The organism is Acidovorax sp. ACV01, from assembly GCF_014851495.1.
Lineage (GTDB): Bacteria > Pseudomonadota > Gammaproteobacteria > Burkholderiales > Burkholderiaceae_C > Acidovorax > Acidovorax radicis.
Genome location: NZ_JACUZT010000001.1, coordinates 24,761 through 50,355, shown reverse-complemented (window position 1 = coordinate 50,355; position 25,595 = coordinate 24,761). Strand labels below are relative to the sequence as shown.

Here is a 25,595-nt window from a genome sequence, read left to right as displayed (position 1 = left end):
AAAGCAAGTAAGCACATCTTCGCCGAAAGCCTGTTTACTGCCCGTAGCTCAACTGGATAGAGCAATAGCCTTCTAAGCTATAGGTCGGGGGTTCGAGTCCCTCCGGGCAGGCCAGCTCCCCCCGCTCAGCGGAGCCAACCGCTTTTCCCAACCCAACCACGCAACACGCTTCAAAAAGCAACGGCAACACAGCCAACGCTTTTTAAGAGCCAGTTACCTGGGCGCACTAACTCGCGCACCAGAATACCTGAGGCACTACCGGTTTGGCTGCGGGACTGCCGCGTAGTTCATGGCAATGGCCTGCACCACTGCTCCAATGAGGGCGCCATCACTTGCACTCTGGGGCAAAACTTCTCGCACGATCTGGACCGCGTATTCGAGCTGCTCCTTGGCAAGGGCTGCAGACATGGCGTTGCCACGTTTCTCACTGGGCGACGCATCGCGGATCACAAGGCTCATTGAAGGCTCCAAAAAGGTTTAAGGCACAGTATGCGCTGTGCACCATGCACTCCACCGTGCACAACCCGAATCACATCAAAGAAATGCAGATCGCGGATTGGTCAGATGGTCGTTGCCCTTAGAGCGCCCTTATTTTGAAGCCCCAAAACAAAAAAGCGCCGCAACAATTGTTGCGGCGCTTTTTTCTGATTTGGGGTGGCTGATGGGGCTCGAACCCACGACAACAGGAATCACAATCCTGGACTCTACCAACTGAGCTACAGCCACCGTAGCTTTGTATTATAGCTTGGGATTTTGATCCCTACAGCCAATTTACTTAATTTTCTGCCGCCGCTTGTACGGTGGCTGAAGGCCGAGGTGTCTTGATCTCGGCCTTGAAACGCTTTTTGAGCATCTCGTAATATGCCTGCCCTTCAGCGGACGCCCACCATTGCATGTATTGCTGGCGCTCCTGCTGCGCGCGCTGTCCTTCAGGGGCGGGACGAGGCACGATGCGATTCACCTTCACCACGGCATAGCCGTCGGCCCCCAGGTCCACACCGACCCAGGCAGGAAGGGCATCCGCGGCTGGCGCATGCAATGCGGCATCAATCAAGGGCCGGGGCAGGTTCTGAACCTGTTCCCGTGAAATCTGCACAGGAGCGCCCAAGCCGCTGGCGCTTGCCGGGGTGGCCTTCCACGCAGCCAACTTGGTTTCACCTTCCTTGCGGGCCAGCTCCGAAGCCTTCTGCCCGATATAGAGCTCACGCACACGAGCACGCACTTCGTCCAGGGGCAGGGTTTTGGCGGGGGTGTACTGCACCACACGGCCCGCAGCCAGCTGGCTCGGACCTACTTCCACGGCTTCGGTATTGCGCTTGTTCTGCAACGAATCCGAAGAGAAGAGTGCCTCCAGAAACTTGGGGTTGGCCAGCGGTCCGACTGCACCGGGCGCCGGCGCCCGGGTAACGCCGGAAACAGTCTGCACCTTGAGCTTGAGCTTCTCGGCCACCGGCTTGAGGCTGTCTGACTGTTCGTACACGCTATTGGTGAACGCCTCGGCCACTTCCGCAAATTTGCGCTGGGCCTGCTGCTGCTTGAGTTCTGCCTCCATGGTGGGACGCAGTTCTTCGAAGGAAGGCTGGCGCGGCGCCTTGATGTCGGTCAACTGGATGATGTGGTAGCCAAAATCGGTCTCCACAACATCGCTGATTTCGCCCTTCTTGAGGGCAAAGGCGGCCTCCTCAAACGGCTTGACCATGGCACCACGCCCGAAGAAATTCAGGTCCCCGCCTGCTGTGGCCGAACCCTTGTCGTCCGAAGCCTTCTTGGCCACGTCCGCAAACGTGGCTGGCGCCTTGCGCACCTGCGCCAGCAGTTCCGTGATGCGGGTCTTGGCCTTCTCGCGGTCCGCAGAAGAGGCATCCTTGGGGGCATTGATCAGGATGTGGCTGGCTCGACGTTCTTCTTTGCCGGCCATCCGCGCCACATTTTCCTTGTAGTAGGTGCGCAGATCGTCTTCATTGAGCGTGATTCCCGAACGCACGCTGTCGAGGTCCAGCACTACGTATTCCACCGCAGCCTGCTCCAGCTGCAGGAACTGTGCGGGATGCGCCTTGTAATAGGCCTCCAGATCCGCATCCGTGGTCGCGACCTTGGTCGAGAAGTCCGTGGATTTGAAACGTACTACCTGAATTTCTCGCTGCTCGTAAAGCGGGTCGAGTGCAAGCTTGACCTGGGTGTTGGTGCTGAACGCTGTGCCCATCACGCCACCGATGACCTGATTGATCGACAAGTCGCGGCGCACATTGGCCTCAAAACCTTCAGGCGTCAAACCTTGCGTACCCACCAATGCTCGGTAGGCTTCTGCGTCCAGCGTACCGTCAGCACGCTTGAGCCCGGCGATGGCGGGAATCTCCTGCAGGCTGCGCGCTAGACGCGCATCACTCGTCACCAAGTGCATTTCCTTCGCCGCAGCAGCCAGCACGCGGTCGCGTACCAGACGCTCCAGCGTGGCGTAGCGGGCCTGTGGCGAGTCAAGAAGCTTGGGATCGACCGAGGGAGACTGCGCGCGCATGCGGTCAGTCTCCACGCGATGCGCGTTGTCCCAGTCGGTCTGGTTGATCTTGTCGCCATCGACACGTGCCACCACAGGGCTCTTTTCAGAGAAGTAGTTGCTGTCAATGCCTACCAGCACAAACGATGGAATGATCAGCAAGAACAATAAGATCATCACGATCTTGGAGTGCTTGCGGATGGATTCAAACATGGTCGATCTTTCAGAAGGCAAAAAACAAAAGGCGAACTTGCGTTCGCCTTTGTTCGGTGATGGTGGGTCCTGACGGTCTCGAACCGCCGACCTACTCCGTGTAAAGGAGCCGCTCTACCAACTGAGCTAAGGACCCCACCTAAACTGATCCTCAGTTCAAGGCATCTTTCAATGCCTTGCCAGGACGGAACTTCGGAACTTTAGCAGCTTTGATTTTAATCGTAGCGCCCGTACGGGGATTGCGGCCCGTGCGAGCAGCACGCTTGCCGACCGCAAAGGTGCCGAAACCGACGAGCGAAACGGTGCCGCCCTTCTTCAGGGTCTTCTTGACGGCCTCGATCGTGGATTCCAGGGCACGAGCAGCAGCGGCCTTGGAGATGTCGGCGTTGGTAGCGATGTGCTCAATCAGTTCGGTTTTGTTCACAAGAAGCCTCTCGGAAAAGAGTTGATGGAATGTCTCGCGGATATCTGGTCTTCACACGTCCGAAAGCGCAGCCGAAGGCTGGTTGAAAACAGACGGGGGAATGACTGGCATACACAGCAGTGGCTGCTGCATCAGATTAAAGCCATCGAGTTTCCGGGTGTCAATACAACACGCTGGTTTGGCGCAGCGTTGGGATGAATTCTAGTCGTATTTCACGCTGCGACAGGGCTTGTGGGGCGTTTTTGTCTCAAACACGCCGTATGGGCAGCACTCCGTATTGACACCCCAGTTCCGACAATGCAGCGAGGGCGATTGCACCCAGCATTTACACGCCGAAGCGCTGGGGGATGCGGCATCCACCCCGTGCTATTTCACACGCGCCCGGATTTCTGGCAGCGCCTTCTGCAGGTAATACACCATGGACCAGACCGTGAGCACCGCCGATGCCCAGATCAACCAGGTGCCCCACACCCCCGTGTCAATCACGCCAAACAGGCGGGCGTCGTACAGCAGGAACGGGATGGCCACCATCTGCACCGTGGTCTTGACCTTACCGATCATGTGCACGGCCACACTCTTGCTCGCGCCGATCTGCGCCATCCACTCGCGCAAGGCCGAGATCGCGATCTCGCGCCCGATAATGATGAGGGCCACAAATACATCGGCACGCTGCAGGTGCACCAGCACCAGGAGCGATGCACACACCAGAAATTTGTCAGCCACCGGGTCGAGGAAGGCTCCAAAGGACGAGGTCTGGTTGAGCTTGCGCGCCAGGTAGCCATCCAGCCAGTCGGTGGCGGCAAACACCACGAACATCACCGTCGCAATCAGGTTGCGTGTGGCTGGGTCCAGCGGCGCGTAGAACACTCCCACGATCAAAGGTATCGCGACGATGCGCGTCCAGGTCATCAAGGTGGGGATAGTCCAGAACATGGCGGCGATTGTGTCACGGCGCGGCAGCGGCGCTGTGGATAAGGCTTATCTCAACGCCCTATAAATTTCTTCCGCCAGTTCGCGCGAGATGCCATCCACCGTAACCAGGTCTTCCACACTGGCCGACGCCACCCCGCGCACCCCACCAAACCGCTGCAGCAACCGCGCCCGCTTCTTGGGCCCCACCCCCGCAATTTCTTCGAGCTGGCCACCGCCCACGCGCACCTTGGCGCGCGCAGCGCGCATGCCCGTGATGGCGAAGCGGTGGGCTTCATCGCGGATCTGCGCCACCAGCATCAGCGCAGCCGAGTCCTTGCCCAGATAAACCTTCTCGCGCCCATCGGCAAACACCAGCTCTTCCAGGCCCACCTTTCGGCCTTCGCCCTTCTCGACACCCACAATGCGCGTCAGATCCAACCCCAGCGCGGTAAACACCTCGCGCGCCACGCCGACCTGGCCCTTGCCGCCATCGATGAGCACCAGGTCCGGCAGCCGCGCCACGCCTTTGGGCTTAGGGGGTTCGTCCCCTCCCGGCGCGGGGTTGGCCGCAAAGTCGATGCCACCGGCTTCACGCGCCGCCTCGGCCACCTTGCTGTAGCGGCGCGTCAGCACCTGGCGCATGGCGGCGTAATCGTCGCCGCCGGTAATGCCTTCGATCTTGTAGCGGCGGTATTCGCTGCTCTGCATCTTGTGGTGGTGGAACACCACGCACGATGCTTGGGTGGATTCGCCCGCCGTGTGCGAGATGTCGAAGCACTCGATGGTGAGCTGGTCGATGTCCTCGGGCGGCAGGTCCAGCGCCTCTACCAGTGCACGGGTGCGGGCTTGCTGCGAGCCTTCTTCGGCCAGAAGCCGGGCCAGTTGCAGGTCGGCGTTCTTCTGCGCCATGTCCAGCCAGGCGCGGCGTTGCTCGCGGGGCTGGTGGATCGCGGTCACGCGCACACCGGCCTGGTCGCCCAGTGCCTCCAGCAGCGCCTTGTCCACCGGTTCGCTGGTGACCAGCACCGGCGGCACCGGCACGCCGATGTAGTGCTGGGCGATGAAGGCCTCAAGCACCAGCACCTCGACCCGGCGAACGGGCCTGGCCGGCGCATTTTCATCGAAAACCTCAGCACCCTCGCCCCCCTCTTCCTCAAACACGGCAGCAGCGTCTTCCACATGCACTGGGAAATACGGCCGGTCTCCCAGATGCCGCCCACCGCGCACCATGGCCAGGTTCACGCAGGCACGGCCGCCTTGCACACGCACGGCCAGGATGTCCACATCCTTGTCGTCCGCAATCTCGATGGACTGCTGGTGCAGCACGCGCGACAGCGCCTGGATCTGGTTGCGCACCTCGGCGGCCTGCTCAAATTCGAGCTTGTCGGAGTGCGCCATCATGCGCGCCTCCATGGCTTGCAGTACCTCCTGCGTTTCGCCGCGCAGCAGCGCCTCGGCATGCGACACGTCGGCGGCATAGGCTTCGGGTGAAATCAGGTCCACGCAGGGCCCGGTGCAGCGCTTGATCTGGTACAGCAGGCAGGGCCGCGTGCGGTTGGCAAACACGGTGTCTTCGCAGGTGCGCAGTCGAAACACCTTTTGCAGCAGCTGAATGGTTTCCTTGACCGCCCACGCACTGGGGTACGGGCCGAAGTACCGATGGCGCTTGTCCACCGCCCCCCGGTAATACGCCATGCGCGGAAACAGCTGGCCGGGCGCGTTGCCGCTGGCCGCAGGTGTGCCGGTGATCTTGAGATACGGATAGCTCTTGTCGTCCCTGAACAGGATGTTGAACTTGGGGTTCAGCGTCTTGATGAGGTTGTTTTCGAGCAGCAACGCCTCGGCCTCGGAGCGCACCACCGTGGTCTCCATGCGCACGATCTTGCTGACCATGTGGCCGATGCGCGTGCCGCCATGGTTCTTCTGGAAGTAGCTGGACACCCGGCGCTTGAGGTTGAGCGCCTTGCCCACATACAGCAGCGCATCCTGCGCGTCGAAATAGCGGTACACACCCGGCAGCGCGGGCAGCGCAGCCACCTGCGCCAGGAGTTCTTCGGAATGCACTTCAGAACCTATTCAATGTCTTTTTGGAGTCACACAAGTGCCTTGCCGGGATGGGCTGCTAGGCGCAGCGCGCCGCCAATAGCCCGTGCTATTGGCAAGCGGTGCAACGCCGCAGACCGCCCGGCAAGGCACTTGCCCGAAGGGTTGGCGTGAAATCGGGCGATTGGACGCCCCGGCTGCTTGCATGGGCATGAGCCCATGCGGCGCATCCGAAGCATCCACTCATCCCGATTGCACTCCAATGTGATCTCCAAAAAGACATTGAACAGGTTCTTAGACATGGCGCGTATTGTGGCCTCGGTCGCGCCAGGGGTCGCGCACTATGAAATAATTAGCTGCTGGCGCTTATCCCACAAGCGCTAGCGGCCATTTTTATCAAAACATCCGAATGCCTCGGGTCACTCCGCCTCGATCTTCGAGGTCTTCACCACCGCGGCCCAATTGGCCAGATCAGCCTTCACCTTGTCACCCAGCTGCGCCGGAGTCTGGTAGTCCGCCGTAGCGCCCTGCTCCAGTGCCTTCTGCTGGAAGGCAGCGCTCTGCACCACGGTGCGGATGTCGGCCGTGAGTTTGTCCACCACCGCCTTGGGCACGGCGGCGGGGGCAAACACCGCAAACCACGAGGTGGCATCGACCCTGGGGTAGCCCGCCTCGGCCGTGGTGGGCACGTCGGGCAGGCTGGGAAGGCGCTGTTTGCCCGTCACGGCCAGCACGCGCAGTTTGCCACCGGCAATGTGGGGCATGAAAGGGGGCGCGGTGCCAAAAGTCAGGTCCACCTGGCCGCCCAGCAGGTCCTGCAGTGCGGGGCCCGTGCCCTTGTAGGGCACGTGAACCATCTTGATGGCGCCTTGCTGCTCCAGCATGGCACCCGTGACATGCTGCAACGATCCATTGCCCGACGAAGCGTAGTTGAGCTTGCCGGGATTGGCCTTGGCATAAGCGATGAGTTCAGCCAGCGTCTTCACCGGCAGGTCGTTGCGCACCACGATGATCTGCGGAGCCGAGATGACATTGGCCACAGGCTGGAAGTCGCTCTGCTCCCACTGCTTTTGTTTGGTGATGTGGGGCGAGATGACGTGGTAGCCCGAATACTGCATGAGCAGCGTGTAGCCATCGGCCTCGGCCCGCTTGACGGCGCTGGCCGCGATGTTGCCGTTACCCCCGCCCTTGTTGTCTGCGATGACCGACTGGCCCAGCACCGGCGCCAGGGCCTGCGCCAGCATGCGGGCCGACAGGTCGGTGGTGCCGCCTGCGGCGGTGGGCACCACCAGGGTCACGTTCTTGGACGGGTAAGCGCCCTGTGCCGCTGCGTGGCCAATAAAGCCGGTGGCCATTGCGGCAAGGGCCAGGGTGGTGAACTGTTTGCGGGTGGTTTTCATGAAAGGGATGTCTCCGTCGTTGTCGTTGTGGTCAAAAATCTGGGTAGCGAGAAGCAGGAAGGCGCAGAGAAAGCCCCCGGTCAATCCACCGTGGCGCCCGTGTCCTTGACCACACGGCTCCACTTGGGCAGGTCGGACTGCACCAGCGCCGCCAGCTGCGCCGCCGTGCCCTTGAAGGGTTCACAGCCCACGGTAGCCAGCTTGTCCACCACGTCCTTGTGCTCCAGCGCACGGGCCACCTCGGCCTGCAACTGCGCCACGATCTGCGCGGGCGTGCCGGCCGGGGCAAACAGCGCATACCAGGGCGCCTGGCCAAAGCCCTTGATAGTCTCGCCAATCGTGGGCGCGTCGGGCAGCGCGGCCACACGCTTTTCGTTGACCACGCCCAGCACCTTGAGCTTGCCCGCCTTGATGAAGGCAATGGCCGACGGCAGGCTTTGCACCGACAGCGGCACTTGCCCACCCACCACGTCGGTGGCGGCTGCGGCAGAGCCCTTGTACGGGATGTGCTGCAGCTGGATGCCGGCTGCCTTTTGCAGCATCTCGCCGATCAGGTGGTTCAGCGTGCCATTGCCCGCCGAGGCAATCGAATATTTGCCGGGGCTGGCCTTGGCCAGGGCGACCATTTCGGCCACGGTGTTGGCCGGGAAGGATGGGTGCGCCACCAGCACATAGCCTGCGGTGGCCACGGGCGCCACAGGCGCAAAGTCCTTCACCGGGTCAAAGCCCGGGTTCTTGTACAGCGCAGGGCCAATCACATGGGCGCTGTCGGCCGTCAGCAGCAGGGTGTAGCCATCATTGCGCGCGCGGGCCGTGGCGCCGGTGGCCAGCGTGCCGCCCGCGCCAGGGCGGTTGTCCACGATCACGCTCTGGCCCAGCTGCTCGCTGAGTTTTTGCGCCACCACGCGCGCAATGGCGTCGTTGGCGCCGCCCGCAGCCTGGGGCACGACCACGGTGATGGGCTTGGAGGGGTATTTGTCCTGCGCGCCCGCTGCGAGGGCAGCGGAGCACAACACGGCTGCGGTGAAGATGCGGCGGGACAGTGGGGTGGGGAAGGTCATGGCTTTTGTCTCCTGGTGTTGTGTGTGAATGCAGGCTCGCCCGCGCTCAGCGGGCAAGCGCTCTTTCGCGGATCGCCTCGAAATCGGCTGGCACCGGGTGCAGCGCCAGGCGTGGCCCCGCCTTGGCGATCTGGCTGGGAATGTCGTGACCAATGAACGCAGGCAGTTGCTGCGCAGCGGCCACGAGTTGCGCCAGATCCACCCCCGTGTCATAGCCCATCAGCGCCAGCGCATGCACGATCTCTTCGCTGCACACATTGCCGCTGGCGCCCGGCGCATAGGGGCAGCCGCCCAGGCCGCCCAGCGAGGCATCGAACCGGTCTGCGCCTGCGTCAATGGCCGCCAGCACATTGGCGAGGCCCATGCCACGCGTGTTGTGGAAATGCAGGGTCAACTCCACCCCCTGCCAGCGCGCGCGGGCCGCCGCCGTGAGCTGGTTCACCTGCGTGGGGTAGGCCATGCCCGTGGTATCGCACAGCGTGATGCCGCGCACGCCCAAGTCCACAAAACGCTGCACCCAGCCGAACACGTCGGCCTCGGCCACATCGCCCTCCATGGGGCAGCCGAACACGCAGGACAGAGACACATTCACCGCCACGTTGGCGCCCTGCGCCAGGGCCACCACCTGCGCCAGCGCCGCGAACGACTGTTCCTGCGTCATGCGCAGGTTGGCCAGGTTGTGGGTGGCGCTGACCGACATCACCAGGTTCAGCTCGTCCGTGCGCGACTCGATGGCGCGCTCCGCACCGCGCAGATTGGGCACCAGCGCGGTGTAGACCGTGCCAGGGCGGCGCGTGATCTCGCGCATCACGATCTCGGCATCCTTGAGCGCAGGGATGGCCGTGGGCGAGGTGAACGAGGTCACCTCGATCTTGGACAGGCCCGCCGCCGACAGTGCATTGCACAGCGCGATCTTGTCGGCCGTGGGCACAAAGGCCTTCTCCATCTGCAGGCCGTCGCGCAGACCGACTTCCTGCATGTGGATGCGGCGGCCTGCGCCCTGCCACACCGTCTTGGATGCGCTCATTGAATCACCCCTTTGCTGCGCAACAGCGCAATCTGTTTGGCCGTGAGGCCAGCCTCGGCCAGCACTGCATCGGTGTCGTCGCCCAGGTGCGGCGCGCTGCTGCGGATGCTGCCCGGCGTGGCCGAGAGCTTAGGCACGATGCCGGGCACTTCCACGCTGTAGCCATCGCGCGTCTGCTGGGTCAGCAGCATGTCGCGGGCGCGGTAGTGCGGGTCTTCGGCAATGTCTTTGGCGGTGTAGACCTTGCCCGCAGGCACGCGGGCGGCGCCCAATGCATCCAGCACCTGCTGCACGGTGCGCTGCGCGCTCCAGGCGCCAATGGCGGCGTCGATTTCGCCCACCCGCGCCACGCGGCCGGTATTGCTGCACAGGTCTGGGGCGTCGGCCAAGTCCTGGCGGCCAATCGCCGTCATCAGCCGCTTGAAGATGCTGTCGCCATTGCCCGCCACCAGCACCCAGCCATCCTGGCAGGGGTAGGCATTGCTGGGCGCAATGCCCGGCAGCGCACTGCCTGCGGCCTCGCGCACGGCGCCAAAGGCGCTGTATTCGGGGATCAGGCTTTCCATCACGTTGAACACCGCCTCGTGCAGGGCTACGTCAATCACCTGGCCCTGGCCGCCGTTGACCTTGCGGTGGTACAGCGCCGTGAGCACGCCGATGGTGCCATGCAGCGCCGCCAGCGTGTCGCCAATCGAGACACCGACGCGCACCGGCACGCGGCCGGGCTCGCCCGTCAGGTGGCGCAGGCCGCCCATGGCTTCGCCGATGGCACCAAAACCCGGCAGGTCGCGGTAGGGCCCCGTCTGGCCGTAGCCAGAGATGCGCAGCATCACGAGGCCGGGGTTGAGTTGGTGCAGCTCCTCGGGCGACATGCCCCAGCCTTCCAGCGTGCCGGGGCGAAAGTTCTCGACCAGCACATCGGCTTCTGCAATCAGCTGGCGAGCGATGTCCTGCCCCTCCTTTTGCCGCAGGTCCAGCGCCACCGAGCGCTTGTTGCGCGACTGCACCTGCCACCAGACGGAGGTGCCTTCCTTGATGAGGCGCCAGTTGCGCAGCGGGTCTCCCGTCTCCGGGGCCTCGATCTTGATCACGTCGGCGCCAAACTCGCCCAGCGTCTTGCCGCAGAACGGCCCGGCGATGAGCTGGCCCATTTCGATGACACGCACGCCTTGCAGTGCGGCGGGGGAAGCAATGGAATCCATGGAAATGTGTGTCTCCTGCAGGCCTCGCACAGAGGCGGTTCGGTGCGAATCATGCGCAGCACGCGCGGCGCCGTAAATCGCTCAAGCACGAAGCTGCCATCGCAAACCGGCATGGCGGGGGTAACATCCACGATCCATGAAACTCGACCCCGTCTCCCTGCGCCTGTTTGTGGCCGTGATGGAAGAAAACACCATCGCCGCCGCCGCCGCGCGCGAGCACCTGGCCGCCTCGGCCGTGAGCCGCCGCCTGGCCGACCTGGAAGACGCGCTGCAGGTGGCATTGTTCACCCGCAGCAACAAAGGCACCGAGCCTACCGCCGCCGCCTTTGCGTTGCTGAACCTGGCGCGTGGCGTGCTCAACGACCTGGACGGCATCGCCACGCAGATGCGCGAATACGGCACCGGCGTGCGCGGCCATGTGCGCGTGGTGGCCAACATCTCGGCCATCACGCAGTTCCTGCCGGCCGAGCTGCAGAGCTTTCTGGCGCAACACCCGCAGGTGGACGTGCGTCTGCAGGAGCAGATCAGCACATCAATAGCCCATTCAGTGGCCGAGAACGCGGCCGACGTGGGCATCCTCAATGAAGGCAACTACGGCGAACGCGTGACGCTGCTGCCCTACCGCACCGACGAGCTGGTGCTGGTGGTGCCCACCGGCCACGCGCTGGCACGGCGCAAGTCCGTGCGGCTGGCAGACGCCCTGCCCTACGACTTTGTGGGCGTACACCCGGGCAGCGCCATCAACAACCAGCTGACCCGCGCGGCGTCCGAGGCGGGCCTGCCGCTGCGCCTGCGCATGCAGGTCACCAGCTACGACGCGCTGTGCCTCATGGTCAACGCGGGCCTGGGCGTGGGCGTGCTGCCCCGTGGCAGTGCCGCCCTGTACCAGGGCACGCTGGCCATCCGCACCATCACGCTGAACGAGCCCTGGGCGCAGCGGCGGTTGGCGCTGTGTGTGCGGTCCGAAGAATCGCCCTCCAGCGTTGCCCGGCTGCTGGTGGAGCACCTGCGCTCGCAGCCACCGGCGCCCTCCCTATGAACCATCCTCTGCCGCCCCTGCAGTGGGATGTGTTCTGCCGCGTGATCGACAACTTTGGCGACATCGGCGTGTGCTGGCGCCTGGTGGCGCAGCTGGCCGCACGGGGTCACCGCGTGCGCCTGTGGGTGGACGATGCCTCGGCCCTGCAGTGGATGGCGCCCACAGGCTGCCCGGGTGTGGAGCTGCGCGCCTGGGGTTCGCCACCGCCCGGCCCCGATGAGGCCCCGCCCGATGTGATGGTCGAGGCCTTCGGTTGCGAAATTGCTCCTGATTTCATAGCTTATATCGCCTACCAATCAAGCGCCAAAGGCCAAGAAGACCGAAAACCTGTCTGGATCAACCTGGAATACCTGTCGGCCGAAAGCTACGTGGAGCGCCACCACAAGCTGTCCTCGCTGCTCTCGTCCGGCCCCGGCGCAGGCTGGACACGCTGGTTCTTCTACCCGGGCTTCACGCACGCCACGGGCGGCTTGCTGCGCGAGCGCGACCTGATGGCGCGGCGCGAGGCGTTTGACCGCGGCACCTGGCGCGCAAAGCACGCGTCGGCGTTCGGGCTGGGCGATGGTGGCCCAGAGCAGCGCTGGGTTTCGCTGTTCTGCTACGAACCCGCCGCCCTGCCGGAGCTGTTGTGGCACTGCCAGGCACAGCCCACGCAGTTGCTGGTGACACCGGGCCGCCCCACGGCCGCCGTGCGGGCAGCGCTGGCGGAGGACGGCGTCCAAAATATGAGCCAAATTGGCCACCAGCGCTTATCTGGCGGGCGCGAGCAGCTATTGATTTCATACCTCCCCCCCCGCCCCCAGCCCGCGTTTGACGAGATGTTGTGGGCCTGCGACTTCAATGCCGTGCGTGGCGAAGACTCGCTGGTGCGTGCGCTCTGGGCCGGGCAGGCGCTGGTCTGGCAGATCTACCCGCAGCACGACAACGCCCACCACGACAAGCTCTGGGCGTTTCTGGACTGGCTGCAGGCCCCCGCGTCCCTTCGGCAATTCCACGCCACCTGGAACGGGCTGGACACCGCGCCGCTGCAATGGCCCGACGACGACACCCTGGCCGAGTGGACGGCATGCATTCAGGCTGCCCGCGCGCGCCTGCTGACGCAGGACAACCTCGTCGCACAACTTTTGGGCTTTGTCGCCGAAAAACGGTAAAATCCGAGGCTTTGCGCAAAACAGGTACGGCATGTCAGTGCCCCCACCCCGCGCATTCCCGCCGCGGAACATGCATCGGCAGGGCAAACCAGCAGATCCATCCGCCAGTTTGCCGGCCCGTGCGTTGAGCGGCCCCAACCCAAGCAACATGCTATGAAAATCGCTCAAGAAATCCGCGCCGGCAACGTCATCATGCACGGCAAGGACCCCATGGTCGTCCTGAAGACCGAATACGCCCGCGGCGGCCGCGGTGCCGCCACCGTGCGTATGAAGCTCAAGAGCCTGATCGGCAACTTCGGCACGGAAAACGTGTTCAAGGCCGACGACAAGATCGACAACGTGATCCTGGACAAGAAGGAGTGCACTTACTCCTATTTCGCCGACCCCATGTATGTCTGCATGGACACCGAGTTCAACCAGTACGAAGTCGAAGCCGAGAACATGGGCGACGCACTGAACTACCTGGAAGACGGCATGTCTCTGGAAGTGGTGTTCTATGACGGCAAGGCCATCTCGGTCGAACTGCCCACCAGCGTCGAGCGCGAAATCACCTGGACGGAACCTGCCGTCAAGGGCGACACGTCCGGCAAGGTGCTCAAGCCCGCCAAGATCGCTACCGGCTTCGAAGTGCCTGTGCCCCTGTTCGTCAGCCAAGGCGACAAGATCGAAATCGACACCCGCACCGGCGAATACCGCAAGCGCGTGTAATTCCCCCTGTGCAGTTCTCCCTGTCGGGAGAACGCCCACAAAAAAGGCTTCCCGAGGGAAGCCTTTTTTATTGATTTTGGCCGCCAGCGCTTATTCACAAAGCGCCTTCAGCTATTAATTACGTAGCAATCAGATGGGTTGCGCCACCAGATCGTGCCCCCGCACGCCCACGATGCGGGCCTTGGTGAATTCGCCCACCTTCATGATCTTGCTGATCTTCTCGGGCGGCAGCAGCTGCACAGTGCCGTCGATCTCGGGCGCATCGGCATAAGTGCGGCCCACGCCCCCCTTGCGGCCCAGGCCTGGGGCGGAATCGACCAACACCTGCATGGTGGCGCCCACGCGGCGCTGCAGCTTGGCAATCGACACCTCTTCGGCCACGGCCATGAAGCGGGCTCGACGCTCTTCGCGCACTTCCATGGGCAACATGCCGGGCAGCTCGTTGGCGGCGGCACCGCTCACATCGCTGTAGGCAAAGCAACCGGCGCGGTCGATCTGCGCTTCGCGCACGAAGTCCAGCAGGTGGGCAAACTCTTCTTCTGCCTCACCAGGGAAGCCGGCGATGAACGTGCTGCGGATGACCAGCTCGGGGCACACCTCGCGCCAGCGCTGGATGCGCTCTAGGTTGCGCTCGCCACTGGCGGGGCGCTTCATGCGCTTCAAGACATCGGGGTGGCTGTGCTGCAGCGGCACGTCCAGATAAGGGAGCACGCGGCCCGTGGCCATCAGCGGCAGCACGTCGTCCACGCTCGGGTACGGATACACGTAGTGCAGGCGCACCCAGGCGCCGTAGGGCTCGGCAATCTCGCCCAGGGTCTGCACCAGCTCCAGCATGCGCGTCTTCACAGGCTTGCCGTCCCAGAAGCCGGTGCGGTATTTCACATCCACGCCGTAGGCCGAGGTGTCCTGGCTGATCACCAGCAGCTCCTTCACGCCTCCTTCGAACAAGGCCTTGGCCTCGCTGAGCACATCGCCGATGGGGCGCGACACCAGGTCGCCGCGCATTGAGGGGATGATGCAGAAGGTGCAGCGGTGGTTGCAGCCCTCGCTGATCTTGAGATAGGCGTAGTGCTTGGGCGTGAGCTTGATGCCGGCAATGCCAAAGCCGCCGGGCACCAGATCGATAAAGGGGTCGTGCGGCTTGGGAAGGTTCAGGTGGACGGCATCCATCACCTCCTGCGTGGCATGCGGACCGGTCACGGCCAGCACGCTGGGGTGCATCTTGCGCACCATGTTGCCGCCGTCTTCACCGGTGCGTGCACCCAGGCAGCCAGTGACGATGACCCGGCCGTTCTCGGCCAGCGCCTCGCCAATCGTGTCCAGGCTTTCCTTGACGGCGTCGTCAATGAAACCGCAGGTGTTGACGATGACCAGGTCTGCACCGTGGAACGTCTTGGAGGTTTCGTAACCCTCGGCACTCAGTTGCGTGAGGATCAGTTCGGAATCGGTCAGCGCCTTGGGGCAGCCCAGGCTGACAAATCCGACTTTGGGTGTTTTCGTGGGGGACAGTACTTCGCTCATATCCCCGTATTGTCCCAGTTCCGGCGTTGAACCGTGGGTTTGCCCCTTCACCACAGTGATTGCCGCACCTTGCAGACCCAGAAAAGAGCACGATCAAAGCCAATGCCGCCATGCAAGGTCTACCCCACCGCACGGACGGCGCCCCCTTTGGAAGAAGCCGCGAAGCGGCTCTGGGGTTACCTTTTTAAGCCAAAAGCGCCCAACATCTGCTCCGTCTGCTTTTGCATCTGCTCCTGCATTTGCGTGAGCATGGACTGCGACTGCTCCACGTAGTTGCCCATCATGCCTTTGAGCATGGGTGACTGCAGGTTCATGAACTGCGCCCACATCTCCGGCGTCACGCTTTGTGACTGCTCGGCCAGTTTGGCCTGCACGTCGGTGAAGGCCTGCACGTTCTTCTCGAGATAGGCGCCCATGAAGCCCTGCATGGCGTGGCCATAAAAACGGATGATGTTGGCCAAGACAGCCTCGGTAAACATCGGCGCGCCACCGGCCTCTTCTTCCAGAATGATCTGCAGCAAGATGCTGCGCGTGAGGTCTTCCCCTGTCTTGGCGTCGCGCACCACCACCTGCTGGTTGGCCATGACAAGCTGGCGCACTTCGGCGAGGGTGATGTAGGTGGATGTGTCTGTGTCATACAGACGGCGATTGGGATACTTCTTGATGACACGCTGGACCGACTTGGATGCAGCGCTTTTCTGTTCGGACACAACGAACTCCTCGGGCTCAGAACCCATGTATTGCAGTGCAGCACATTCTAGGGAGAGTGCGCCGCGGCAGCGGCAAAGGAATACCCTGATCGTGGACTGAAAGCTGCTGTCGCGGCCGCGACAACAGCTTTTCGCGCGGCGTTGCGGCAGCGCTTGTCGACTTGAAGGTTTTCATGACTGCTCGGCAGCGTCACCAAGGAAAAATCGCCTGTTCGGCGCAGTGACTACCCCTGGCGCTCAAGCGCCAACAAGGAGAGCTTCGGTGTTATTTGTGTTCAACAGGCCACGAGCCCTGCAAATGCGCCAGCTTCCACCGGCCCACTCTGCCCACGCCCTAAAGATCCGCACACTCGTCAGACCTAGTCCCATCCAAGGTGAGCAATGCAAGCGCCCAATAGAGCTGCGCTTCATGCCACCCCTGCGAGGCAACTGACCCGACCGCGCTCGCTCACTCAGTACCCCATCTTGAAATACGCCACCACCAGCACTGCCATGGTGGAGGCCACCGCAGCAAGCCAGAAGACCCGAATGTCGTACATGCCGAGTTCAGGATCGGCGTCGACAAAACCTTGCTGGACTCTCGAAGAACTGGCTGAAGTTTTCATGATGGCGGCCCTTCTCTTTGAAGCCCCCAAGTTAACGCGGCCCCGAATCTCTTCGTGTCAGACAAAAACCAATCTATCAACTTCCACCGGGGCACTTCTCCGCTTGGTCCTTTCGCCTATCCCAGGGACACAAGCAAGCAATGGCACTTTCGGGGTCAGGAAAGAAAACGATGCTCGTAGGCAGGAAAATGAGCAACGATGACCCCTTCGTCTTTTGGTGCTCGAAGGGTGATGACTAGATTGCCGGCGAACGCGTGACTGAGCCGACAGTGGTCGCACCCGCTAAATTGGTGCACAAGGCACCATCAGCGCTCAAGATCAAGCCCGCCTGGGGCCGGGACCCAACGAATGCGGCTTGATAGACCGACAGCATCCGGCACGAAACACTGGATGTTTGCCAAACTAGGACACTTTCCGCCAGCCCCCTCGGCGGGCTCCTGCCTGGACGCACACCAACGAGCACATGCCACGGCCTCTTCCAAGCTCAAGCGTGACGCAGCCTGTTTCAGGCAATAGTTGAAGGGCGGGAGAAGCGAAGGCAGAGGCTATGCTGAGCCAAAAAAGAAAACCGGCTCAGGGCCGGTTGTCTTCATCAATTTCCCGCATGCTTTGAGACTGGTTGATCTCAAGCGGGAGAATTGGTAGGCGCGATTGGACTCGAACCAACGACCCCCACCATGTCAACGCAAAAATCTAAGACATCCACGGACATCTAAGGAATTGATTTCATTAACAAATTTTGATTTTTTATCCAACAATCTCCAGCGATTTCCGCCCATCATTTCCGTACAATTTCCGCACCGCCTCCGTACTTCATGGAGGCCTTCCTGCAGCGGGAGATGGGTCATGCAGCACATCCACCAAGTCACCCAGCGCGCTCGACTTGCGCCTCGAAGAGAACCCTACTGGGCCCCTCTCAGCAAGGGGCGCCACGTGGGCTACCGAAAAATGTCAGACGGCGCAGGCACCTGGGTCGCACGCTACTACGACGAGGGAACACGCAAGAAAACCTACAAAGCCCTCGGCGACTTCTCACTGCAGCCAGATTACCAGCGCTACGACTTGGCAACCCGCGCTGCTGCGCAGTGGTTTGAGCACATTTCAAGAGGCGGTTTGACCACCGTCACGACGGTCAAAGACGCTTGCGACCACTACGTGACCCATCAGCGCCGCATGCGCTCCGAGAAAGCCGCACATGACGCGGAACAGCGCTTCAAGAATTACGTGCTCAATGACCCAAAGCTGGCAGCCATGGATTTGGCCAAGCTGACACCCAGTCACATCGCAGCATGGCGCAAAGCGCTGCAGGACAAGCCCAAGAAGAACGGCAAACCCCGCTCCAACAGTTCCTTCAATCGGGACATGACATGCTTCCGGGCTGCGCTCAACCTCGCATTGGAAGATGGTTTCGTCACCACCAACTTCGCATGGCGTAGCAAGCTCAAGCCCTTGAAGGGTGTCGACCGGCGACGCGAGTTGTATCTCAACATCGAGCAGCGCCGCACCTTTATCGCGCACGCTGCCGATGATCTTGCTCAGTTTCTCCGGGGCATGTCCCTGGTGCCCTTGCGACCAGGTGCCCTGGCGAAGTTACAGGTCGCCCAATACGACCCGCGCCTCCAAACCCTCTCCGTTGGCAGCGACAAAGCCGGTCAGGGTCGGCGCATCGCCCTGCCCCAAACAACTGCCAAGCTATTTGAAGAGCTCTGCAAGGACCAGCCAGGCACGGGGCCGATTTTCCGTCGCACTGGCGGGAAAGCTTGGAACAAGGATGCCTGGAAACACCCAGTCAGTGATGCCGTGACCGCTGCTGGCCTTCCAACTGGCACCACGATGTACACCTTGCGTCACAGCACCATCACCGACCTCGTACAGACCGGCCTGGATACTCTGACGGTAGCCCAGATCTCGGGGACTTCCGTGCGAATGATCGAGCTGTACTACGGCCACCTGACCCGCGAGCACGCGAAAAATGCCCTGGCTGCGCTCGCACTCTGACGAAAGTCCCTCATGCCCTCTTCCCTCGTCACAGTAAAACACCACAACGCATTGCCTTATGGCACACTATTAATGCCAAATGGCATAAAAGGTGTTTCCATGAAGACCCAGCAGTCCCACTCGCGCAGCCCAGAAACCACGGGATCGTGGGTGCTTGCGCATGACCATCAACCTCACATATCGGCCGAGCTGAGAAAGCGCTACAGCGCACTGATCGATGCCAACGGCACCCACGTAGTCATCGCACTCGAAATGCTGGGCGGAGACGAAGTTTTCTCTCGCCGCCCCGAAAACCTTCTGGACGTCCACCTCTGGGTCTCGCACGGTATTCCCAGTGCTTCGATCACCCATTTGGCGCAGGCGATTGAGCCCCTCCCCTCCAACACGCTAAGTGAAGCGCTTGGCATCAGCCTGCGCACGCTTCACCGCAAGAAGGGCGCCCAAAGCGAAACCCTCAGCGTGGCGCAAGGTGGGCGAGCCTTCAAGTTCGCGGAGGTGGTTGCCAAGGCCACGGTGGTTCTCGGCAGTCGGGAGGTTGCCGTGCAATGGCTGACATCGCCCGCAATTGGCTTGGACCAACAAAAGCCAATCAACTTGCTGGCCACACCTGTGGGCACGCAGCTCGTAGAGGAACTACTGGACCGCATCGAGCACGGGGTCTACGCTTGAAGCGCGAGCACCCCATGATGTCGGTCCCTAAGCTTGGGACAGGCGATCCTCTGCTTGCGTGGCGCCTGGACCGGCAGCACTACGCCTCCACTTGGGACAGCGGCATCGGCGCGGAGAAGCTGGGTGGTCGCTGGAACGCCAAAGGGCAACGCGCCGTGTATTGCTCCGTAGATCCGAGCACCGCGATCTTGGAGGTTGCAGTCCATGCAGGTTTTCCGGTCCTGGATACCCAGCCTCACGTACTCACCTGCATCGAAATCACGAAAGAACCAATTCACATCGTGCAGCCGGAGAACGTGCCCAATCCAGCTTGGCTGATCCCCGGCACGCCCAGCGCCGGCCAGCAAGCCTTCGGAAGCCAACTCCTAGCACAGCACGGTATCGTGCTTTTCCCCAGCGCCGTGTCCCGCTTCAGCTGGAACCTAGTGATCGAACCGAGCATCGCCAAGGAGCGCTACCGCTCACACTCGCAGGCCATATTCGTCCTAGACACCCGCCTCCACCCTCCCCGCCCGTAGTCAATGGGCTGCCTTGGCTCGGTAGCCCGCTTTAGGCGGCGGATTCAACCGGTCGATGCAACACACTAACCACCGCCTAGGCGCAAGGAGTGTTGCAGATGAAACAGCGACCAAGAATCTACTATTCAGATACCCAAAAGGCGCTGATGTGGGAGCGCTGGAAGCAAGGCTGGACACTGCATGAGATCGGCAAGCTCTTTGATCGTGCCCACTCATCGATCCATCGGATACTTGCAGAGACAGGTGGATTCCGACCACCTGAGCGATCACGTGCAGCAATTGCATTGACGTTGGCAGAGCGCGAGGATATCTCGCGGGCAATGGTGTCGGCGAATCGATTCGCTCCATTGCAACTCGGCTCGGGCGAGCACCGTCGACGATCTGCAGAGAGATCAAGCGCAATGGCGGCTGCGATGGCTACCGTGCAACGCAGGCCGATGAAGCAGCCTGGGGTCGAGCGCGGCGCCCAAAGCGCTGCAAGCTCAGGGAGAACCGTGCATTGGCCCGAGTCGTGGCTCACAAGCTGCGATTGCTGTGGTCGCCGGAGCAAATTGCAGGTTGGCTCAAGCAAACTTATCCTTGCGACGAGAGCCACCAAGTGTCACACGAGACCATCTACCGCAGTCTGTTCATCCAAGCGCGTGGCGCCTTGAAGAAAGAGCTGCAGGAGCACCTCAGACGCACTCGCGGGATGCGCCGATCACGGCACTACACACAGAAGACGGCCATTTACGGAAAGATCGTTGATGCTGTTTCGATCAGCGAGCGCCCAGCTTGCGTCGAAGATCGGGCAGTGCCTGGTCACTGGGAAGGCGATTTGGTCTTTGGCAGTGGCAACAGCCACATTGCGACACTGGTTGAGCGTCAAACGCGGTACGTGATGCTGGTGAAGCTTGATAGCAAAGACTCGCAGTCGGTCGTCCAGGCACTCATCAAGAACGCCCGCAAGCTACCGCAGGAGCTGTACAAGTCACTGACCTGGGACCGGGGCACGGAGATGCACGCTCACAAGCAATTTACGATGGCTACCGACATCCAGGTTTACTTCTGCGACCCGCGAAGCCCATGGCAGCGGGGAAGCAACGAAAACACGAACGGCTTGCTCAGGCAGTACATGCCCAAGGGCATGAATCTCACGGGCCTCTCACAGCTTCAACTCAACGCCATTGCGAGACAATTGAATGAGAGGCCGCGAAAGACGCTGGGCTTCCACACACCCGCTGAGATGTTCAGCCAATGTGTTGCATCGACCGGTTGAATCCGCCCTGCAGAGCAGTCATAGCAGCGAGTGTCAAGTTCCATGTATCTGGCCGACCCTTGATACTGACGCTGGGTCGGCCGAAAGGCAAGGGCTCGCTATACATCAGAGAAGAGATTCACGTATAGACCGACATTTGGAGACTGTTTTCCATAGAGCAAGCCGCCGGGGATGTACCCAAGCTCGGGACTTTTTTGGCTCCTCGTGAGGCACGGCCGCTGTTCTCAAAGACCTCGCCAATCGGTTGAGGCGCCTCTTTAGCGGACAGAACCATCTCATCCAGCAAATACAGGATCCTCAAGGAATGCTCAGCTACGACGCGACCTGCAGCTGTCAGTTCAAGTCCTGATTTCCGGCGATAGAAGAGCACCAAACCCAAGCGTTCTTCCAGAATCTGAAGTCGCCGACTGGCGCACATCGTCGACATGTTGCAACGTGGTGCGGCGTGAGTAATAGACCCCACTGAAGCACAAACGACAACTAGCTTCAGCGAGGTAAATTCAATGCGCGCCAAGTTGGCCATACACGCACCGCTGCGAAAACTCCTTGGCATGATCGCGTCCATGCGGTTTGTAAAAGTGAATCAGAACCTAAAAAGGCCAGCGCAAGCGATGCAGAGATTTCGACTTGAAACGCCTACAGAATGAGCATCGCCCGAAAGTCGTTCACATTGGTGTGGGTAGGGCCCGTAGTAAACAAATCTCCTACGGTAGAGAAATATCCGTACGCATCGTTGCGTTCTAGATAGTCTCTCAAGTTTGCACCCGCCATCAACCCTCGAATCAAGGTGTCTGGAGTGACAAAGGCACCGGCGTTGTCCTCTACGCCATCAATACCGTCGGTATCCGCTGCAAGCGCCCAGATATGCGGCTCGCCCTGAAGCGCGTGGGCCAAACCCATGCAGAATTCTCCTGCTCGACCTCCACGGCCGCGACTAGATCCCGCTGGGCGCTGCATAACCGTCACTGTTGTCTCGCCTCCGGACAACAGCAAGAGCGGCCTATTGGGATGCAAATTGTCCCGTAGCGCGTAGCGCGCCAGTGCCGCATGAACCTTGCCGACATCTCTGGACTCGCCTTCGATATCGTCCGAGAGAATGCGCGTCTCGATGCCCATTGCCTGCGCCTCCGCCGCCGCCGCCTTGAGTGAATCGTTGGGTGTGGCAATCACGCGCACGCTATTTCGTACGAAGCGCTGATCGTCTGGCTTAGGGGTTTCCAAAGCACCTTCTGCCAATGCTGCTTTCACCGCTTCTGGCACAGCGATGGCGTATTTAGCCAGTATCGAAAGCGCATCTGAGCAGGTGGTAGCGTCTTCTACCGTAGGCCCACTGGCGATGACCGATACGTCGTCACCAGGAACGTCGCTAATTGCAAGAGTCACGACCTGGGCGGGCCAGCAGGCAGCAGCTAGTTGCCCGCCCTTGATTCGGGAAAGATGCTTGCGCACACAGTTCATCTCTCGAATATCAGCCCCGCTTTCCAGCAACTTTTTGTTGATGCGCTGCTTGTCACGTAGATCGAGACCCGCTACAGGGAGGGTGAGAAGTGCAGAGCCTCCGCCAGATATGAGGCACACCACCAAATCATCTTGTGTAAGCCCTTCGACGAGGCCTCGTATCCGCTGAGCCGCATGCAGGCTGGCCGCGTCGGGCACCGGATGGGCGGCCTCGATGATCTCGATACGTGCGGGCAGCCCTGATGGACGCGACGGGATATGTTCATATCGGGTAACAACCAAGCCGCTCACTGGCGCGTCCGCAGGCCATGCAGCTTCAAATGCATACGCCATTGCACCAGCTGCCTTTCCAGCTCCGATCACCAGGGTTCTACCCTTCGGCACAGAAGGCAGATATGCCGCGAGTGTCTCAGAGGGTAGTGCTCTGCGCACTGCCACCCAATAGAGGTGCTCCAGGACGGATCGAGGCTCCAGTGCTGCGCTCATGCTGTTGCCGTGACCACGTTGACAGGCTTGCCGTTCACGAACGCCTCAATGTTGTCGATGAGTTGGTCTGCCAACCCCTGAATAGCCTCCTGCGAAGCCCAGGCGACATGAGGTGTCAGGATGAAATTGGGCAAATTGAGGAGCGACATGAAGGGATGGTCAGCCGCTGGTGGCTCGGCCGACACCACATCAAATCCCGCTCCAGAAACCTGCCCGCTTAGCATCGCCTGGGCAAGAGCTGCCTCATCGACAAGCCCACCACGGGCTGTGTTGATGATGAGTGGCTTGCGTGCCATCTTCGCAAACTCCTCCGTGCCAAGCATATTGCGGGTCTGAGGGTTCAGGGGACAGTGCAGCGTGATGACATCGGAGCGGGCGAGCATCTCGTCAAAGGGGGTGTAAAGGCTGCCTTGCCCACTGCGCCCCTTGAAAGCAGAGAACAATATCTGCATGCCAAGCGCTCGTCCGATGTTCGCGACAGCATTTCCCAGCACACCATCGCCAATGATTCCCAACGTGGATCCAGCGAGATCACGCACGGGATAGTCGAAGTAGCAGAATTGGCCAGACTCTTGCCACCGCCCTGCCTTCACGGACTCCCGGTATGCGCAAATGCTCCGTCGCAGCGCGAACATCAGGGCGAAAGTGTGTTCCGGAACTGTATTGCCCGCATAGTTACGAACGTTGCTGACGATAACTCCGCGTGCGCCACAGGTCTGAAGATCAATGTTGTCAGTGCCTGTAGCTGCTACTGCAACCAGTTTCAGATTGGCTGCCTGTTGTAGTACCTGCGCGTTAAGCTTGACCTTGTTGGTGATGACGATATCGGCATCGACTATGCGCTGGGCTACGTCGCCTGGTTGGGTGTTGTCGTAGCTGACAAGCTCATGCGGGAAATTGGGAACCCGCAGGGTGGTCTCTGGAGATAGAGTAGAACGGTCGAGAAATACAATCTTCATAGATGATTCCGAGAATGAGCGTAGACCCAGTTCAAATTTCTAGTTCGGTGCGATGAGCGACATGACGCTGACGGGTAGCAGCTCAGCGCCCTCGTCCTTTATTCGGATGAGGCGTCAAGTGGACCGACGTTCAGCAATGCAGTGTCACAGCCATTAACCCATCACTGCCGTATCAGCGGCGCACGGCGTCAAAGTGATCCCGAACAAAGTCGATTCCTTTGCCCGAGTAGCCGGATCGGAGAACAGGGCTGGCGCCGAACTCCATGTAGTACTGGCTGCTTACGTCATAGGTTTTCCACGCGCTACCGTTATTCGAGTTTGGATCACCCGTCTTCGCGAATTGCGCCCATGCATTCGCCATTGATTTAGCTACGGCAGCATCTACAGCGTTGAACGGCCGATTCTTGCCGCGATGTGGAGACTGCAGGTTGTCAAAAACGAACTGCAACTCATCGCCATGGATGGCTGTTGCTGCAGCATCGTTTCGATGGCGTGTGAAGACGTATCGGTAGCTCTTCAAACCATGCTTTTGGTATTGCGCAAGGAGTTCGCGTGTGCCGAAAAGATACTCCGTGTCAGCGAAGATATCTGCCAGTGCCTGCGGCACCTTGTCGTCACTTGGCACCGCGTATGCAGCCCATGCTGCCTGTTCCTTGCCCTTGAATGACTGCTGAACGAAGCCCCGGAAATCTGCCACTGTCTTTATGGGCCAGTTGCGAGTTGCACCGCCACCCTCGTTTTCGTTGTTTCCGACGAGGATGGGGACCTTGGCAAACTTGCCAGATGCATAGGCTTGATAGTCTGGTGTCTTGACCACGTACCCATCGTTGATGATGCTCACCGGCCGTCCAGTGGCAAGAGCGCGACTGGAGGATTGCTTCTTCAGCAATTCCACGAAATCGGTTGCCGGAAGCTTCCGCAGGGAGCCCACATCACTTCCAAAGCGCAAGCCGTACTGCTCCGCCTCCTTCAACGACATCGTTGGACGCATCACGCCGACGCTCTGCATGATTGCCTTTTGGAACGTGCCCTGTGCCAGGTCTGTCGTCATCAGCGTGCTGATGGCGTGAGCGCCAGCGGACTGCCCCATCACCGTCACATTGGCTGGGTCCCCGCCAAAGGCCGCAATGTTCCGTTGTATCCATTTGAGCGCAGCGGTCTGGTCCATCAAACCGTAGTTGCCTGAAGCGCGATGAGGCGATTCCGCAGTCAGTTGTGGGTGCGCCATGAAGCCCAGCAGGCCAAGACGGTAGTTCAAGGAGACGACGACCACGCCTCGGCGTGCAAGGGCTTCCCCGTCATAGGACGGATGGGAGCCCGAGCCATATGCAAAGCCGCCACCATGAATCCACACGATGACCGCTAGCCGTTCGTTCTTTCGCTTGGCGGGTGTCCAAACGTTCAGGTTCAGACAATCCTCGCTCATTCCGCCCCGCTGTTCTGGGTACTCCTGCGGCTGAACGCAGAAGTCACCGAAGGAGGTGGCGTCTCGTACTCCCGTCCATGGGTTGGCAGGTTGCGGCGGCTTCCAGCGCAAGTCGCCTATCGGCGCGGCAGCGTAAGGAATACCGTAGAACTTCTTGACCTCGGCACCTTGCCCGCGGACAAGTCCCGATTCTATTTTTGCGGTTGTCGTGAGGTCGGTATCCGTGTTGTTGCCTGGGGATGCGCAAGCAACCAGAAGACCTGTCGACAGGCCCATCATCAATGCACGTGGAGAGATTTTCATTGTGCTATCT

The 25,595-nt window shown here is 61.0% G+C and carries 22 protein-coding genes, 3 tRNA genes and 1 pseudogene; 8 read left to right on the top strand and 18 right to left on the bottom strand.

Annotated features, from left to right (window positions below; translation table 11 throughout):
* The first annotated feature begins 37 nt into the window (after window positions 1–37).
* Window positions 38–114 (top strand) — tRNA-Arg (locus IB243_RS00260).
* Between the two features lie 141 nt (window positions 115–255).
* On the opposite strand, the gene IB243_RS00255 is transcribed toward IB243_RS00260, so the two are convergent.
* The 11 genes from IB243_RS00255 to IB243_RS00205 form a co-directional block, all read right to left on the bottom strand.
* Window positions 256–459 carry a hypothetical protein gene (locus IB243_RS00255; protein ID WP_010460906.1) on the bottom strand — a complete coding sequence of 68 codons (204 nt, stop codon included), beginning with the start codon at window positions 457–459 and terminating at the stop codon, window positions 256–258.
* A gap of 191 nt (window positions 460–650) precedes the next feature.
* A tRNA-His gene (locus IB243_RS00250) sits at window positions 651–726 on the bottom strand.
* A 49-nt stretch (window positions 727–775) separates the two neighbouring features.
* Window positions 776–2,707: a SurA N-terminal domain-containing protein gene (locus IB243_RS00245; RefSeq protein WP_192424191.1), complete on the bottom strand. Its 1,932-nt coding sequence runs from the start codon at window positions 2,705–2,707 to the stop codon at window positions 776–778.
* A gap of 60 nt (window positions 2,708–2,767) precedes the next feature.
* Window positions 2,768–2,843: transfer RNA gene (locus IB243_RS00240), tRNA-Val, on the bottom strand.
* Between the two features lie 15 nt (window positions 2,844–2,858).
* Window positions 2,859–3,131 carry an HU family DNA-binding protein gene (locus tag IB243_RS00235; RefSeq protein ID WP_008906675.1) on the bottom strand — a complete coding sequence of 91 codons (273 nt, stop codon included), beginning with the start codon at window positions 3,129–3,131 and terminating at the stop codon, window positions 2,859–2,861.
* A 366-nt stretch (window positions 3,132–3,497) separates the two neighbouring features.
* The gene (gene pgsA, locus IB243_RS00230) at window positions 3,498–4,064 is read right to left on the bottom strand and encodes a CDP-diacylglycerol--glycerol-3-phosphate 3-phosphatidyltransferase (RefSeq protein WP_010460895.1); all 567 of its coding nucleotides are present in this window, start codon (window positions 4,062–4,064) and stop codon (window positions 3,498–3,500) included.
* 45 nt (window positions 4,065–4,109) lie between these two features.
* Window positions 4,110–6,107 (bottom strand): excinuclease ABC subunit UvrC, encoded by a 1,998-nt coding sequence (uvrC, locus tag IB243_RS00225; protein WP_192424190.1) that lies wholly within the window; start codon window positions 6,105–6,107, stop codon window positions 4,110–4,112.
* A gap of 398 nt (window positions 6,108–6,505) precedes the next feature.
* On the bottom strand, window positions 6,506–7,486 hold the full coding sequence (locus tag IB243_RS00220; RefSeq protein WP_192424189.1) for a tripartite tricarboxylate transporter substrate binding protein: 981 nt from the start codon (window positions 7,484–7,486) through the stop codon (window positions 6,506–6,508).
* A gap of 80 nt (window positions 7,487–7,566) precedes the next feature.
* Entirely contained in the window at window positions 7,567–8,547 is a 981-nt protein-coding gene (locus IB243_RS00215; RefSeq protein WP_192424188.1) for a tripartite tricarboxylate transporter substrate binding protein, read from the bottom strand.
* 46 nt (window positions 8,548–8,593) lie between these two features.
* Window positions 8,594–9,574 carry a hydroxymethylglutaryl-CoA lyase gene (locus tag IB243_RS00210; protein WP_192424186.1) on the bottom strand — a complete coding sequence of 327 codons (981 nt, stop codon included), beginning with the start codon at window positions 9,572–9,574 and terminating at the stop codon, window positions 8,594–8,596.
* Window positions 9,571–10,776, bottom strand: coding sequence for a CaiB/BaiF CoA-transferase family protein (locus IB243_RS00205; RefSeq protein ID WP_192424184.1), 1,206 nt, complete (start codon window positions 10,774–10,776; stop codon window positions 9,571–9,573). The genes IB243_RS00210 and IB243_RS00205 overlap by 4 nt, the downstream gene beginning before the upstream one ends.
* A 136-nt stretch (window positions 10,777–10,912) precedes the next feature.
* Here IB243_RS00205 and IB243_RS00200 point away from each other — a divergent pair, with 136 nt between their 5' ends.
* The 3 genes from IB243_RS00200 (at window position 10,913) to efp (ending at window position 13,674) form a co-directional block, all read left to right on the top strand.
* Entirely contained in the window at window positions 10,913–11,815 is a 903-nt protein-coding gene (locus tag IB243_RS00200) for a LysR family transcriptional regulator (RefSeq protein ID WP_192424182.1), read from the top strand.
* On the top strand, window positions 11,812–12,966 hold the full coding sequence (earP, locus tag IB243_RS00195) for an elongation factor P maturation arginine rhamnosyltransferase EarP (protein ID WP_192424180.1): 1,155 nt from the start codon (window positions 11,812–11,814) through the stop codon (window positions 12,964–12,966). Before IB243_RS00200 ends, earP begins: the two co-directional genes overlap by 4 nt.
* 153 nt (window positions 12,967–13,119) lie before the next feature.
* Entirely contained in the window at window positions 13,120–13,674 is a 555-nt protein-coding gene (gene efp / locus IB243_RS00190) for an elongation factor P (RefSeq protein WP_057223504.1), read from the top strand.
* A gap of 129 nt (window positions 13,675–13,803) precedes the next feature.
* Here the strand turns inward: efp and rimO are convergent, their stop codons facing one another.
* The 3 genes from rimO to IB243_RS00175 all read right to left on the bottom strand — a co-directional run bounded on the left by rimO (window position 13,804) and on the right by IB243_RS00175 (window position 16,510).
* Window positions 13,804–15,195 carry a 30S ribosomal protein S12 methylthiotransferase RimO gene (gene rimO / locus IB243_RS00185; protein ID WP_192424179.1) on the bottom strand — a complete coding sequence of 464 codons (1,392 nt, stop codon included), beginning with the start codon at window positions 15,193–15,195 and terminating at the stop codon, window positions 13,804–13,806.
* A gap of 176 nt (window positions 15,196–15,371) precedes the next feature.
* Window positions 15,372–15,932 carry a polyhydroxyalkanoate synthesis repressor PhaR gene (phaR, locus tag IB243_RS00180; RefSeq protein ID WP_010460875.1) on the bottom strand — a complete coding sequence of 187 codons (561 nt, stop codon included), beginning with the start codon at window positions 15,930–15,932 and terminating at the stop codon, window positions 15,372–15,374.
* Window positions 15,933–16,357: 425 nt separating this feature from the next.
* Complete coding sequence (locus IB243_RS00175; RefSeq protein ID WP_192424178.1) at window positions 16,358–16,510, bottom strand: hypothetical protein; 153 nt, start codon at window positions 16,508–16,510, stop codon at window positions 16,358–16,360.
* 846 nt (window positions 16,511–17,356) lie between these two features.
* Here IB243_RS00175 and IB243_RS00170 point away from each other — a divergent pair.
* The 4 genes and pseudogenes from IB243_RS00170 (at window position 17,357) to IB243_RS00155 (ending at window position 20,953) form a co-directional block, all read left to right on the top strand.
* The gene (locus IB243_RS00170) at window positions 17,357–18,508 is read left to right on the top strand and encodes a site-specific integrase (protein ID WP_192424177.1); all 1,152 of its coding nucleotides are present in this window, start codon (window positions 17,357–17,359) and stop codon (window positions 18,506–18,508) included.
* Window positions 18,509–18,520: 12 nt separating this feature from the next.
* Window positions 18,521–19,177 (top strand): antitoxin Xre/MbcA/ParS toxin-binding domain-containing protein, encoded by a 657-nt coding sequence (locus IB243_RS00165; protein WP_225584645.1) that lies wholly within the window; start codon window positions 18,521–18,523, stop codon window positions 19,175–19,177.
* On the top strand, window positions 19,174–19,695 hold the full coding sequence (locus IB243_RS00160; protein WP_225584644.1) for an RES family NAD+ phosphorylase: 522 nt from the start codon (window positions 19,174–19,176) through the stop codon (window positions 19,693–19,695). Before IB243_RS00165 ends, IB243_RS00160 begins: the two co-directional genes overlap by 4 nt.
* A gap of 98 nt (window positions 19,696–19,793) precedes the next feature.
* A pseudogene (locus IB243_RS00155) lies at window positions 19,794–20,953 on the top strand (IS30 family transposase).
* A 118-nt stretch (window positions 20,954–21,071) separates the two neighbouring features.
* Here the strand turns inward: IB243_RS00155 and IB243_RS00150 are convergent.
* From IB243_RS00150 to IB243_RS00135, 4 genes are all read right to left on the bottom strand, one after another.
* On the bottom strand, window positions 21,072–21,518 hold the full coding sequence (locus tag IB243_RS00150; protein WP_192424175.1) for a LysR family transcriptional regulator: 447 nt from the start codon (window positions 21,516–21,518) through the stop codon (window positions 21,072–21,074).
* 71 nt (window positions 21,519–21,589) lie between these two features.
* Window positions 21,590–22,897, bottom strand: a complete 1,308-nt coding sequence (locus IB243_RS00145) for a glycerate kinase (protein ID WP_192424173.1) — start codon at window positions 22,895–22,897, stop codon at window positions 21,590–21,592.
* Window positions 22,894–23,856, bottom strand: coding sequence for a D-2-hydroxyacid dehydrogenase (locus tag IB243_RS00140; protein WP_192424171.1), 963 nt, complete (start codon window positions 23,854–23,856; stop codon window positions 22,894–22,896). The genes IB243_RS00145 and IB243_RS00140 overlap by 4 nt, the downstream gene beginning before the upstream one ends.
* Window positions 23,857–24,028: 172 nt before the next feature.
* Window positions 24,029–25,585 (bottom strand): carboxylesterase/lipase family protein, encoded by a 1,557-nt coding sequence (locus IB243_RS00135; protein WP_192424169.1) that lies wholly within the window; start codon window positions 25,583–25,585, stop codon window positions 24,029–24,031.
* Window positions 25,586–25,595: the final 10 nt, after the last annotated feature.